The organism is Shewanella sp. S1-58-MNA-CIBAN-0166 (assembly GCF_040310085.1).
Lineage (GTDB): Bacteria > Pseudomonadota > Gammaproteobacteria > Enterobacterales > Shewanellaceae > Shewanella.
In genome coordinates this window covers 77,393-90,969 of sequence record NZ_JBEOPN010000014.1, presented here as the reverse complement: position 1 = coordinate 90,969, position 13,577 = coordinate 77,393, and the positions used below count along the sequence as shown (strand labels likewise).

General features: G+C 40.8%; 11 protein-coding genes. 2 read left to right on the top strand and 9 right to left on the bottom strand.

Annotation, left to right across the window (positions count from 1 at the left end):
- Positions 1 to 23 precede the first annotated feature (23 nt).
- The 6 genes from dnaX to AAEY99_RS10610 all read right to left on the bottom strand — a co-directional run bounded on the left by dnaX (position 24) and on the right by AAEY99_RS10610 (position 6,589).
- Complete coding sequence (dnaX, locus tag AAEY99_RS10635) at positions 24 to 2,870, bottom strand: DNA polymerase III subunit gamma/tau (RefSeq protein ID WP_351010439.1); 2,847 nt, start codon at positions 2,868 to 2,870, stop codon at positions 24 to 26.
- A 150-nt stretch (positions 2,871 to 3,020) separates the two neighbouring features.
- A complete protein-coding gene (gene apt / locus AAEY99_RS10630; RefSeq protein WP_101088153.1) occupies positions 3,021 to 3,572 on the bottom strand; it encodes an adenine phosphoribosyltransferase in 552 nt (183 codons plus the stop codon).
- A gap of 134 nt (positions 3,573 to 3,706) precedes the next feature.
- Positions 3,707 to 4,072: a YbaN family protein gene (locus AAEY99_RS10625; protein ID WP_101088151.1), complete on the bottom strand. Its 366-nt coding sequence runs from the start codon at positions 4,070 to 4,072 to the stop codon at positions 3,707 to 3,709.
- A 378-nt stretch (positions 4,073 to 4,450) separates the two neighbouring features.
- Complete coding sequence (locus AAEY99_RS10620; RefSeq protein ID WP_335692267.1) at positions 4,451 to 5,212, bottom strand: HvfC family RiPP maturation protein; 762 nt, start codon at positions 5,210 to 5,212, stop codon at positions 4,451 to 4,453.
- Positions 5,212 to 6,075: an HvfB family MNIO-type RiPP peptide maturase gene (locus tag AAEY99_RS10615; RefSeq protein ID WP_351010437.1), complete on the bottom strand. Its 864-nt coding sequence runs from the start codon at positions 6,073 to 6,075 to the stop codon at positions 5,212 to 5,214. Before AAEY99_RS10615 ends, AAEY99_RS10620 begins: the two co-directional genes overlap by 1 nt.
- A 100-nt stretch (positions 6,076 to 6,175) precedes the next feature.
- The gene (locus AAEY99_RS10610) at positions 6,176 to 6,589 is read right to left on the bottom strand and encodes an HvfA family oxazolone/thioamide-modified RiPP metallophore (RefSeq protein WP_351010436.1); all 414 of its coding nucleotides are present in this window, start codon (positions 6,587 to 6,589) and stop codon (positions 6,176 to 6,178) included.
- Between the two features lie 327 nt (positions 6,590 to 6,916).
- On the opposite strand from AAEY99_RS10610, the gene dusC reads away from it, so the two are divergent.
- Both dusC and AAEY99_RS10600 read left to right on the top strand, forming a co-directional pair.
- Complete coding sequence (dusC, locus tag AAEY99_RS10605; protein WP_351010434.1) at positions 6,917 to 7,861, top strand: tRNA dihydrouridine(16) synthase DusC; 945 nt, start codon at positions 6,917 to 6,919, stop codon at positions 7,859 to 7,861.
- 345 nt (positions 7,862 to 8,206) lie between these two features.
- Entirely contained in the window at positions 8,207 to 8,578 is a 372-nt protein-coding gene (locus tag AAEY99_RS10600) for a TraR/DksA C4-type zinc finger protein (protein ID WP_157822830.1), read from the top strand.
- Positions 8,579 to 8,701: 123 nt separating this feature from the next.
- Here AAEY99_RS10600 and AAEY99_RS10595 read toward each other — a convergent pair whose 3' ends face one another.
- The 3 genes from AAEY99_RS10595 to rimK all read right to left on the bottom strand — a co-directional run bounded on the left by AAEY99_RS10595 (position 8,702) and on the right by rimK (position 13,524).
- Positions 8,702 to 11,239: a TonB-dependent receptor plug domain-containing protein gene (locus AAEY99_RS10595; protein ID WP_351010433.1), complete on the bottom strand. Its 2,538-nt coding sequence runs from the start codon at positions 11,237 to 11,239 to the stop codon at positions 8,702 to 8,704.
- Positions 11,240 to 12,031: 792 nt separating this feature from the next.
- The gene (gene ndk, locus AAEY99_RS10590) at positions 12,032 to 12,463 is read right to left on the bottom strand and encodes a nucleoside-diphosphate kinase (RefSeq protein WP_041413046.1); all 432 of its coding nucleotides are present in this window, start codon (positions 12,461 to 12,463) and stop codon (positions 12,032 to 12,034) included.
- A 164-nt stretch (positions 12,464 to 12,627) separates the two neighbouring features.
- Positions 12,628 to 13,524 (bottom strand): 30S ribosomal protein S6--L-glutamate ligase, encoded by an 897-nt coding sequence (rimK, locus tag AAEY99_RS10585; RefSeq protein ID WP_101088137.1) that lies wholly within the window; start codon positions 13,522 to 13,524, stop codon positions 12,628 to 12,630.
- Between the last annotated feature and the right edge of the window lie 53 nt (positions 13,525 to 13,577).

The following is a 13,577-nucleotide window of genomic DNA, read 5'->3' as shown; positions in this document are numbered from 1 at the left end:
GTAAAACCACCCTATTTGTGTACTTATGAAGCGCTGATGAGTGCAATATCCTGCGCTATTTGCCCTAGTTGCTCCGATGGATATTCAATCGTGTCACTGTCTAACTGAGCCGATAAGTGTTGGATCATCCACTGAACGTTGTCATCAAGCAAAATAGATTGTTGCGCTTGCGCAATAAGCTCCCGATGAAAACGTTTACGTAACTCAAGTGGTGTTTCTCGTTTTTGCACCACACCAATCTGTATCTCAACTTCAGTTGGTCGCTCAAGGTACTCAGATAACGCTACTTGTAATTGATCGATAGCAGTTTGCGCAGACAAATGTTTCTGGTCTGGTTTTAACACCAATACTATTGGGTTTGACAATGTTGGGCACACGGAGTTCACCCCTAATTGCCTAACCCTTCCGCCAACGGACACATTAGTCATTATTTTATACCAATGTAAATCAACTTCATCGCCTTGAATGCTGTGTGGTTCAAATTTGGCGAGCACATTAGATTGAATCACCGGCTCTGCATTAATGTTTTGCGGATCAGCAGCCAGTGAACGGGTTATTTGTGCGCTGGCCGGTTTTTGATGTTGATGACCAGCTTGCTGACTGACTGAACTCGATGGTTGAAATGTTGCTTCAACTGCTGGTTTAGTCTCTTGATTAATATCTGCAAACGCATTAACGATCTCCCCCTCTTTGGGCGCGACCCAAGGAGGCCTATCATAATCGGCCACAACTTTAGACTTGTCTGTTCCGTTGAGCGTTACAGATGATGCTTCGTTGGCTGTAGGTGCGCTAAACTCAGCCTGTTCTGACTTATCAGAAGACTCATTAGCGGCCGTTGTTGATGTTGATGCCGCAGCCGCTTTGCTCACTCTAGAACTGATTGTTTTTGTAGACTCTTTTTTAGCAAGTTCTTCTTGTTGCTGTAATACACCAACATCTGCAATGAGAGAATCTCGGCTGGCTAACACTTCATCTAAAAAGTCGTCTAAGTTATCATCTGCGCTAGTGAGGTTTTGACGAGCATTATCACTCATCAAGTCGCTGTTATTGTCAACAAGATGATTAACCTTTTTCGGTTCAGACATCGACTCCGAAGCTTCAGTAACATTGTTAGCTTCAGTTATCTCGTTTGAAACCGAAAACGCAACATATTCGTCATGATCCGAGGGTTGATATTCCATTGACGGATCGTCTGCTTCGTCATAATCCATAAAGGAATAGGCATCAAGTGAGCTGTTATCTGCACTATCACTCGATTGGCTATTTTCTACTGTATTGGTGTCTGCTTTACTCGGCACTAATGTAGGTTGCTCTGCAACCTCTTCAGACTCGGTAATATCATTAGCCAAATTTTCAGTATTGGATTCAACCGTTGCTTCAGTATCAGCATTATGAACAACATCATCAGATGAAGTTGCACTAACAACATCAGCTTCGGCAGCTTTATCGACATCATCATTAATAAGCTGGTCAGACTGCACATCGACACTTTTGGGCGGCAATGAGTTAAACCCTAAGCTTTGTGCTTGGTCCAACAATAAAGCTTGCTCAGCAACCAACGATGGCTCGACAGCGATATCATCGAGAACATCAATATCTTCAACTTCGGGGGTCGGCAACTCTTCAGCCTGAATAGCGGGTACTGCTATCGTTAAATCATTATGCGTTTGAGGCAGAACATCAGGCTTTGGGCCTGTTTCAATGACCTCTTGCGCTGAAGTTGATGATTGATCAATAACACTTAAATCAATATTAGCCGGTGTCGTTGTTACCCAACGTTTTACTTGTTTCTCGGGCGTAAAGGCTACCGCACGAAGCAGCGCCATTTCCAAGCCCGATTTAGGATCGGGAGCAAAGGGTAAATCTTTACGACCGCTAAGCAACATTTGGTAATAAAGCTGTACTTGTTCAGGCGCTAATTGCTGCGCGAATGCCAAAATTTGCTCACTAAACAGCGATTGCTGTGCAGCAGCTGGGGCAAATTGAGTTAAGGTGATTTGATGTAATAATTCTAATAAGCTACGCAATACTTCTTCGGCATCTGCGCCAAATGCCAATACTTTTGCCACTGTTTGCATTAATGGCCCAACATCGGCATCACACAATGCTTTCAATAACGCGAGCACATGTTGCTCATCAATACTGCCCAACATGGTTTGCACTTGTGTAAGCATCACTTGGCCACTGCCAAACGCTATCGCTTGATCCGTTAAACTGAGCGCATCACGCATACTGCCATTAGCCGCTTTGGCTAATAAACTCAGCGCTTGCGATTCGAATGGTAACTTTTCTTGAGTAATTACATACTCAAGTTGCTTGCTAATTTCGTCCTGCGATAAACTTTTCAAATTGAACTGTAAGCAACGGGATAACACAGTAACTGGCAGTTTGTGCGGATCGGTCGTCGCTAATAAAAACTTAACGTGCTCTGGAGGCTCTTCTAAGGTCTTTAGGAGTGCGTTAAAACTACTACGCGATAACATGTGGACTTCATCGATTAAGTAAACCTTAAAACGACCACGGGATGGGCGATACTGTACATTGTCGAGAAGTTCACGAGTATCATCAACTTTGGTGCGCGAAGCGGCATCGACTTCAATTAAATCGACAAATCGACCTTGGGCAATTTCAATACAACTAGAGCATTCACCGCACGGCGTAGCAGTAACGCCTGTTTCACAATTAAGACCTTTAGCAAACAAACGTGCCAAACTGGTTTTACCCACGCCGCGCGTACCGGTAAACAGGTAAGCATGATGTAAGCGTTGTTGGCTCAGTGCATTGGTTAATGCCATTAATACATGGGATTGGCCGACCATTTGTTCAAATTTAGATGGACGCCATTTGCGGGCGAGTACTTGGTAAGACATGAAATTCCCCACAGAGAGCTATCGGGAGTCAATCCCTTTAAAGGGGTTAACAATAACATGCCAAGGGCCGGCATGCTATTGTTGAGCAAGCATTTGATAGAGCAAGGTCTAGTTAACTGCTTAATAAAATGGCAGTTTATTTTACTTTACTTACTCGCCGTCAAACTCGCATAAACTTAACACTTCAATTCCCATACCTTGTAAGCGCTTCTCGCCACCAATTTCTGGTAATGAGATAACAAACGCAGCATGGCTCACTTCACCGCCTAATTGACGAATAAGTTTTACAGTCGCTTCAATCGTGCCACCGGTGGCTAATAGATCATCAATAACGAGCACTTTATCATTAGCATTAATCGCATCAACATGAATTTCTAAGGTGTCTTTACCGTATTCTAAGTCATAAGTTTGGCTTATGGTTTTACGGGGTAATTTACCCGGTTTACGTACAGGTACAAAACCAACGCCGAGCTCTAACGCAAGTGGGGCACCAAATAAAAAACCACGCGCTTCAGTACCAACCACTTTAGTGAAACCTTTTGATTGATAATGAGCTACTAGAATCGCAATCGTGGCTTTATAAGCTTCTGCATTTTCAAGCAAACTGGTGACGTCACGGAACATGATGCCTGGTATTGGATAATCAGGAATGGTTTTAATGCTCTGCTTAATAAGCGCTAAACTGTCTTGGTTCATCATAATGTAGTTAACTCTATCTGAAAGTGATTACGCAATAAAAAAGTCCACGTCAATGGTGGACTCTGGTAAAAATACTGGTGTGATCTTATGCCCGTTTAATCTCAGTTGCAACAGGCATGCATTAACCAGGCTATTTATTATTCTAACTCTGGGATCCGCCACAAGAAAAATAATAAAACAAGCATCATGCACAACAACATAATTTTCACCCATATTATCGGTACAATCATAATACTAATCGTAAAACTAAGGCCGCTCATTAACATGGCTTTTCGCTTGAGCGATCGGCTCAACGCACGTTTCGATTGCCACTGAGAGATACCTTCAGCAAACCAAGGGTGATTGATTAGCCAATGATGAAGGCGATCACTAGATCGAGCAAAACAAAACGCAGCCAATAAAATAAATGGCACTGTAGGTAAAAGAGGCAGTGCAATGCCAATAATGCCTAACACTAGACTGCACAAACCAATAATGAGAAAAAATCCGCGTTTCACTGCCATATGCGCCCTCATACAAACAAAAAAACCACTCTATCCGAGTGGTTTAATAAGACAATATCATGACAGGTTAACCTGAAGTAAGCGTTAAATTAATCCTGTTGCTTTCAACCATGAAAGACTCGCGGGTAATGTTGGAATTAATAAAACCAAAATAAAACCAATAAAATAAAAGATGTTAAACGGGTCTTTAAACGGCTGACTCATGATTATTCCTAGATTAAGGTGATGTTGTGACTGCGATAACTCACGTCTTTCATTTGTTATATTATGCCAACTGCTCAGTTAGCATAGCGGACAATAGACGTGAAGTAGATCACAAAAAGTGGCTTATTTTAGACCCATCTTCACAAAATAAAAACCTTAAATATAATAAGCCTATTATGACTCGATTGATGAAATAACAATGCCCTTTTGGGCGAGTTGTTGCAATAAAGGCAAGCAACCTGACAACAAGGTGTCATTTGGCATTTGTGGATAATGCTCACTTAACCAACTTATAATGGCATCGACTGTTACACCCTGTTGAGAATGAGTCATTTGTTCAATGTAAGCTAACACTTGCGCACTTAATGGTGTTAGCTGTAAAAATGCGACGTCATCATCAGCACCTCTAAATACACAAAAAAAGTTCGCTTGTGCTGTCGGCTCTATAGGCTGGTAGTCAACACTAATATGTTGAACGTCAAAGGCATATTGCGCCACTTTGGCACAAGCTGCTAGGCATAACCTATGCTGGTTTAGTTCGATGGTATTGATCGATTGAGCTGCGGGAGTATCTGGCGCGACGGCGACACATAATTCTAACCATTCATAATGTGCTAACGGCAACATAAAAACAGGATCATCTTCTGTCATCTGGTATTCATGTTGTAAAAACGCTAAAAACTCACCGGCTATTTCAACAAATATTGGTGTCTTACAATCGTGGTTTACAAAAAATTGCTGTACTAAGGCCTGCCATTGGTCGTCCTGATATACACTTTTCAACACCGGAAACGCACTCGACACAAAACCTGCAATATTATTAAAAAATAATTCTCGATAGATTTTCATGCGCCTAGGTTCAATCCCCTCGGGCAATGGCAAACTAGGATCGCGGATATAGTCCATAAATTGTTGTTGTACTTCAATGAAACCCATTATGCCTTCCTCAATATTGACTGCTGCGTTAAGGCATTTTGTTGATACTGATGAATTTGATTAATCTCATTAAGAAGTATGTCTATTTTAGGAATATTAAAGTCACGCTCAAGCAAGGTCGGGTGCACGCCATGTAATTGGTAACACTGCTGCAATAAGGCCCATACTGGATCGATAATATCCGCACCGTGAGTATCAACCATTAAGTCGGCCTCTTCTTCATAGTGCCCTGCAATATGCAGATAAGCGATTCGTTTGGTAGGCATAGCCGCTAAGTAAGCAGCTGCATCGTATTGATGGTTAATTGAATTAACGTAAATGTTATTTACATCAAGCAGTAATTTGCAGTCGGCCTCTTGCAGCACCGCATTAACAAACTCTTGTTCGGTCATTTGTGCACCTGGCGCCGCATAAAATGACACATTCTCTAAAATAAATGGACGCTCGAGTATGTCTTCAACTTGCTTTATCCGCTTAGCGGTATGGATGACTGCATCATCAGTAAATGGGATTGGCATCAAATCATACATATGGCCAGTACCAGAGCAATAACTTAAATGCTCTGAATACACTTCTATATTATGCTCATCTAAAAAGCGTTTTATATTTTGTACAAATTGACTATCAAGCGCTGCAGGACTACCAATGGATAATGAAAGCCCGTGGCAGAAAAAAGCATGTTGGTCAGTTAATGTTTTAAATTGACGCCCAAACTTGCCGCCTAATGTCATCCAATTTTCAGGCGCCACTTCGAAAAAATTAATGGCAGATGGTACCTGCTGACAAAATTCATCCAGCATTTCACGGCGAAGTCCTAAACCGACACTAGCCTGACCCTGTGCGTTGCGATGCTGAATAGACATAATGCGTCCTTAAAAATAAAAAACAGATAAAACTAAGGCCTGAATCTCAGGCCTTAATTGTGTCAGATAAGCCAAGGCATTATCAAATAGAAGTCATTAATTATTTCTGACCGCCACACTTACCTTCACCACACTTACCTTCTTTGGCTTTCTCAGCAGACTTTTTCATGTCACCGCCACATTTGCCTTCGCCGCACTTACCTTCAACCGCTTTCTCAGCGGATTTTTTCATGTCGCCGCCGCATTTGCCTTCGCCACACTTACCTTCAGCTGCTTTTTCAGCAGACTTCATTTTATCGCCGCCACATTTACCTTCGGCCGCTTTCTCAGCAGATTTTTTCATGTTCTCGCCGCATTTGCCTTCACCACACTTGCCTTCTCCGCCATCAATTTGATAACCAGAAGTTAATTGTTGAAAACCAAATGGGTTAGCTTCTACTTGAGCAGAAAAGCCAGCAGTCATTACAACAGAACCTAATGCAACCGCTAAAGTAGTTTGTTTGATTGAATTCATAATAATTATCTTCCTATATCTTAATTGTGTATGGTGACCAACATCATTGCCGGCTTGGTTAAAGAGACCTGTAGTAAGTAAATTTTATTGCAAAAAAATTAAAAAAACGTGAAAAATGTCTATTTATTTAACACAAATACTTGTTAGGCAAGCCTCAAAACTAATGCCATGTATATTTAACATAAATACAACAAGATCGCTATCAATATGATTATTAGCAAGAATTTGTTTAGTTAATCGACAAAAAAACGCGCATAGCAATTTAGTACTGATATCAAATAATAAACACGCTAAAATAGCGCACTTTTGACTTCAGCAAGGTGTACTGTGCGCGTTATTTTAGCTCCAATGGAAGGTGTGGTTGATGACCATATGCGTGAAATATTATCTGCCATCAATCCATTTGACCTCGTTGTGACGGAATTTGTCAGGGTCGTCAATCAACTCATACCAGATAAAGTGTTCTATAAATTGTGTCCTGAGCTACTCCATCAAGGGCTAACCGCATCAGGAACACCTGTACGTGTTCAGTTATTAGGCCAAGAACCTGAGTGGATGGCACAAAATGCCATAAGAGCTGTAGAACTAGGTTCAAATGGCGTTGATGCTAATTTTGGTTGCCCAGCCAAAACCGTCAATAAAAGCAAAGGCGGCGCAGTATTACTCCAATATCCTGAGAATATTTACAATATAGTCAAAGCCATGCGCGATGCAGTGCCTTTAGAACATCCTGTTACTGCTAAAATCCGTTTAGGTTACGAAGACAAGTCATTATTTATGGAAAATGCCTTAGCGGTATATGAAGCTGGCGCAACAGAGCTTGCAATTCATGCTCGTAGTAAAAGCGATGGTTATAAACCACCGGCATATTGGGAATACATTACTGAAGTAAGACAACGCCTGCCAATTCCTGTTATCGCTAATGGAGAAATTTGGAATGCCGCTGATGCTCGAAGATGCATGGATGTCACTGGCTGTGACAGTATAATGATTGGCCGTGGAGCCATTTCTTTACCAAACTTAGGCGATACCATTAAAACCGGTGCGACCCCATTCAGTTGGCAACAAACCTTGAGCTTACTTATGGCCTATACCGATAAAGAACTCAACGGTCGTAAGTCCGATTACTACCCTTCACGGATTAAACAGTGGTTTAGTTACTTGAACCGTCAATATCCCGAAGCGGATACTTTGTTTAGAGAATTACGAATATTCAAAACTACTGAAGAAATCGTTAAGGTTCTACAGCATGCTCATAGATCGCTCATATAAGCTTCAACAACGCACCAACTATACTATTTCGGATTAAATCAACCTTGATGAAAATGTGTCATCAAGGTTATGAACCGTATTAATCCTAAGTCATCACAAAATAGCGAAATTATCTTTTTTTGTGTTCAATCAGCTGCGATTAATTAACCATATATATGCGACAATCAATCATAGCTTATCGCTAAGACAGACACATAACGTTGGCTGAGATGAATAAATGATAAATTATTATTCATGTTTTTATCACAGAAATCTTATCGAGAATTGATCTTCGTCATAACGCCTGCTTTATTTGTGCCTAAAATAGATTACCTACATTGGCATAGTCAGTTAAGGTTATCTCAGTTGCACAACACTCAGGACATACAGCAAAAACTTCAACAACTTGAACTTATTTTGAGGCGTGAGTTAATGCTGGTTATCAAGGATTCATTAAAAGCTACTGAAGTTGCTCATATTTCAATGGAAACCCCTCTGGTGAAAGTGATTGATTACCTACCACAAGTCAAACTAATCAATACTGATATTTTTACTAAGTTCATGAAGCTAGATGCTGCTTATTGTCAGCTTGAACTGGGTTTATATGGTCTTTGCTCTGATTGTGAAATGGACATAGAACCGCCCCGCTTAATCGCCGATCCAACAGAACAACGTTGTACCGGTTGTGAACAAAAATTCCGTCGAGAACATCGACATGAATTACGCTTAAATCACTAGATTTCTATATTACTGACATAAAAATCAACGTAATAAAAAGGCCTACAATAATGTAGGCCTTTTTATGTCAGACAATGTAACTGTCACATTGTCTGATGTTTAGTTCAATAACTAAACTGTTATTTAGAACTTAACAGTTACGCCACCGAAGTACTGACGGCCAATAGTGTCATACACTTCAGGAACAGTACCGCCATCGCTACCGTTAGAAACACGTGATGGGTCTTCGTCGCTTAAGTTTTTAACACCAGCGGTTAAAGTAATCATGTCTGTAACATAATAAGTACCTGAAACATTATGGTACAGAATTGAATCAACATCTGTGCCTTCTGCTAAATCAGTCATCTCACCGACATAACGGTTGAAGTACATTACACTCCAAGAATCTTGACCAGCTGAAACGCTAAAGTTGTTGCGAACTTTCGCGTAAGCACCAAAGTTACCGTCGATAGTATCAGTATAATCTTGACCATCTTGCTCGAAATTAAGCAGATAAGTCATGTCATTGTTAATTTTCCAATCTAAACCTAAACCTTCAAAGTTATAGGCTAAGTTAAAGTCAACACCACTAGTATCTTGAGTACCCACGTTAGTTAACGCATTTGTTAAACTACGTAAATCACCTTCTTGTGTGATATTAAACGTTTCACAAGCAGACGCTTTACCAGCTTTACAATCGTCTAAACCAGCTTGAGTGTCTAAACGTGCAATTGCGTTATCAACTTTGAAACGCCAGTAATCTAATGTTACAGACATACCTTCAACATAGTTTGGTGAGTACACTAAACCTGCAGTGTATGATTCTGACTCTTCAGGTTTTAGATCTGGATCTGATGTACGATTAACTAATATTTGACCTGGTTGATCAGCGTCTGATAACCAAGGATCTGTTAGGTAATCGAATGAACCTGAATTACCTGCATACAATTCAGATACACTTGGAGCACGGAAACCAGTGGCTGCTACTGTACGAAGCATCAAATCATCAGTTGCTTCATAAGTTAAACCGACTTTCCAAGTAGACGCTTTACCGAATGTTGAGTAATCGTCATAACGCAGTGCAAATTCACCAGTTAACTTTTCAGTGAAAGGTACGCTAACCTCTTGGAAAAAAGAGATAACGTTGTACTCACCTTCAGTTGGATCTTGTTGTGCAGCAGTACTTTCACCAGCGACCACTATTGGATCTGGATTGTAGAAACCACTTTCACGACGATACTCAGCACCGATAGCAAAACCAACCGCACCAGCAGACAATTCAAATAACTCACCATTTAAACCAGCAGACAGAGTTTGTTGCTCGTTACCACCGTTAGCTTTCTCTGAATATCCTACCGCATCTTTTTGATCTTGAGTTAACGGAGCGCCAGAAAACCATGAATCTTGATCAGCATAAATTGAGTTGATCATATCATTTGCATTGATAGAGTTATCAACTGACGTTGACGCTTCGTTCTTACCGAAAGTGTAAGACACATCCCAGTTCATACCGGTGTGTACATCAAGTAATCCTGCTAAACCTGCAGACATACGCCATGTATTCGTATCTTGAGAATATATACGAGGACCCACATCCTTGGTACGTCTTGCATAGAACACTTGACCGTCATCATTAGCTTCAATGCCAGCCGCTGTCATGCTGCTGTCAATGGTCATACAGTTTAGAGGGTCGACATCTGGTTGACCGCACACATCTAAATAAATCTGTGCAGGCTGTCCCGCTAGCTGTTGGTTTGAACGGCGATTAGTGTAAATAGCATCTGCAGTTAATACGACATCATTACCTAACTCTTGTGTCATATTCGCAAACAAGCTACGACGCTCACTCGGTGTTTGATAGTAGCTATCTTGGGTATAGTCATAACGTTCATAAAGATCAGCGCGAGGAACCCAGTTACCACTAGAGTCTCTTGATAAGCCCTCCAACGTGCCTGTAGGAATAATGCTACTTGTCGCTAATTTAGTCCAATCGCGGTCTGACTGCACAATATCACGACGGTCAGAGAAAGCTGCACCAATTGTGTAGTTACCGCCATCGGTATTGAAACCGTAAAGCATACTTACGTCACCGTTTTCGCCATCACCTTTATCGGTGCCACTGCCGTTAACGTCCAACTGTAAACCTTCGAAATCTTTCTTGGTAATAATGTTCACTACGCCAGCAATCGCATCTGAACCATAAACAGCTGAGGCGCCGTCTTTTAAGATCTCAACACGTGCAATCATTGCTACTGGAATAGAGTTCAAATCAACAGAGCTATCTGCACCTGAACCTGAGTTAACCATACGGCGGCCATTCACTAGTACTAAAGTACGTGCGGCTCCCATACCACGTAAATCAACTTGTGCTACACCATCTGCACCGTTGTTTGTGCTAGAACCAACAGCAGCACCAGCCATTGACGTTTGAGCTTGAAGTAGTTGATCAACTGAAGTGAAACCTTCTGCGCGAATAGCTTCTGCAGAGATAATGGTAACTGGGGAAGCAGTTTCCATGTCTTGACGCTGAATACGAGAACCGGTGACTTCGATTCTTTCAACTTTTTGCTCATCGGCAGCAAATGCTGCTGAAGAAAATAAGCCTGTTGTCGCGACACTTGTTGCTGCTACTGCTAGTAAACTACGGCGAATTGCCTTAGCAGTTAATGTGACTGAACTCATGAATAAACTCCCTATAACTTGATATAAAATAAAACAAGTCGTTATATTTTTAATTATGAATAATTGGTCATTGCCAATTATTGAAAAACATTATTAATGAATAAAAAACCTTTAGTCAATAAGGGCAACATGTGAACAACATCACATTTAACATGTGGATTGATAATTAATTTGACTTAAACCGATCCATTTAAAATCAATAAGTTACCGAATTTAACGGCATTTATCAAGATTGTTAACATTTTAAACCGCAAATAAAAATACAAATTAAAGACCATAAAAAAACAAATAAATACATATTAAAATACAAAAACGAAACACAGATAACAATTTGAAAACAATTGATCACAAAATGCATCAAAAATTAATTTTCAATATTTTAAATAAAATAGATTATTTGTCGTAAAAAACGTCAGAATGACATTTCAATATTACTGAGTATTTATTCAGAAAAGTAACTTGTTAGCATTTTTATAGACTAAATCTATTCAAAACGGCCTTAATATCGGTCCTGAGAAGTCCTGTTTATTAAACGGCAAAAAAGCCTGTTTGGTGATATTTCGTATAAGATTCGGAACTTTCTGACGGAGTACAGATACTTTATTTAACACTATATCAACACACCAATTCGCAATATTATTGTTAATTAAATGTTTTGTTTTTAGTCAACGCAATACGGTGAAATAGTCGATTTAAGCACGAAGAAGTCGTTATCAAACAAAGTGCTCAATATCTGAAGAGCGGACACAAAAAAGGAGCCGAAGCCCCTTTTTTATCAACTTACAGCAACGATTAACGAGTGCGTGGGCACACTTCGTCAGCGCTGAAGAAGTAAGCAATTTCGCGTGCCGCTGATTCAACTGCATCAGAACCGTGAACTGCGTTTTCGTCGATGCTTGCAGCATAGTCAGCGCGTAAGGTGCCACGAGCAGCTTCAGCTGGGTTAGTTGCACCCATGATTTCACGGTTAGCTAGAACAGCGTTTTCGCCTTCTAACACTTGAACCATTACTGGACCAGAAGTCATGAAAGAAACTAAAGCACCAAAGAAAGGACGTGCGCTATGTTCAGCGTAGAAACCTTCAGCTTGTTCTTTAGATAGTTGTACCATTTTAGAAGCAATGATCTTAAGACCAGCTGATTCAAAACGGTTATAAATAGCGCCAATGTGGTTTTTAGCAACTGCATCTGGCTTGATAATAGAAAATGTGCGTTCGATCGCCATAACTAGCTTCCTTAATGTGAGCAAGTTTAAAAAATTCGCGCGGATTATATGTAATTTAGCCATATATTCCTAGCCTTATCCGCTTTTACGGTGATATTTCATCACTAAATTGAGTCATTTTTATTAACATGACCCAATTTCTGCTCTTTGGTAATCGCTAAATCTTATTGTGCTGACTTGATGGACTTGTTGGCATTCTTTTCCATAAAGCCAATAATGGCGTCGGCAACGTCTTTTTGAGTCGCTTTTTCAATGCCTTCTAAACCAGGAGATGAGTTAACTTCCATCACAACCGGACCATGGTTAGAACGTAATAAATCAACCCCAGCAATATTTAACCCCATTGTTTTTGCAGCGCGAAGCGCGACTGATCGCTCCTCCGGAGTTAATTTAACCAAAGTAGCACTGCCGCCACGATGTAAATTAGAACGAAACTCACCCGGCTTTGCTTGGCGCTTCATCGCAGCAATCACTTTATCGCCCAGCACAAAACAGCGAATATCAGCGCCTTGTGCTTCAGCAATATATTCTTGCACCATAATATTGGCTTTGAGTCCCATAAAGGCCTCAAGCACGCTCTCTGCAGCTTTGCGGGTTTCAGCTAATACCACGCCAATGCCCTGAGTACCTTCTAACAATTTAACCACTAATGGCGCACCGCCGACCATATCAATCAAATCAGGGATATCGCTGGGTTTATTGGCAAAACCAGTGATCGGCAAGCCAATACCTTGACGTGATAACAGCTGCATTGAACGCAATTTATCTCGTGAACGCGCAATTCCAATTGAACCATTAACCGCATACACACCCATCATTTCAAATTGACGTAATACTGCAGAACCGTAGAAGGTCACTGAAGCACCAATACGAGGGATGACAGCATCAAAATGACCCAGATCTTTACCCGCCATATGAATGCTAGGTTTGGTCATATTGATATTCATATAACACTTTAATGGATTAATAACTTTGACTTCGTGTCCGCGGGCGACAGCAGCTTCAACTAAGCGTTTAGTAGAATATAATTGCGGGCCTTGAGACAGTATTGCGATGCGCACAGAGTGCTCCAAAATTGGAATTTTCGCGCATCATACGCTGAGTTTATTTAAAA

Bases quoted from the DNA above. Each gene is read 5' to 3' on its own strand.
- dnaX (WP_351010439.1), bottom strand. From the start codon at position 2,870: ATGTCTTACCAAGTACTCGCCCGCAAATGGCGTCCATCTAAATTTGAA.
- AAEY99_RS10625 (WP_101088151.1), bottom strand. From the start codon at position 4,072: ATGGCAGTGAAACGCGGATTTTTTCTCATTATTGGTTTGTGCAGTCTA.
- AAEY99_RS10620 (WP_335692267.1), bottom strand. From the start codon at position 5,212: ATGGGTTTCATTGAAGTACAACAACAATTTATGGACTATATCCGCGAT.
- AAEY99_RS10615 (WP_351010437.1), bottom strand. From the start codon at position 6,075: ATGTCTATTCAGCATCGCAACGCACAGGGTCAGGCTAGTGTCGGTTTA.
- AAEY99_RS10610 (WP_351010436.1), bottom strand. From the start codon at position 6,589: ATGAATTCAATCAAACAAACTACTTTAGCGGTTGCATTAGGTTCTGTT.
- AAEY99_RS10595 (WP_351010433.1), bottom strand. From the start codon at position 11,239: ATGAGTTCAGTCACATTAACTGCTAAGGCAATTCGCCGTAGTTTACTA.
- ndk (WP_041413046.1), bottom strand. From the start codon at position 12,463: ATGGCGATCGAACGCACATTTTCTATTATCAAGCCAGATGCAGTTGCT.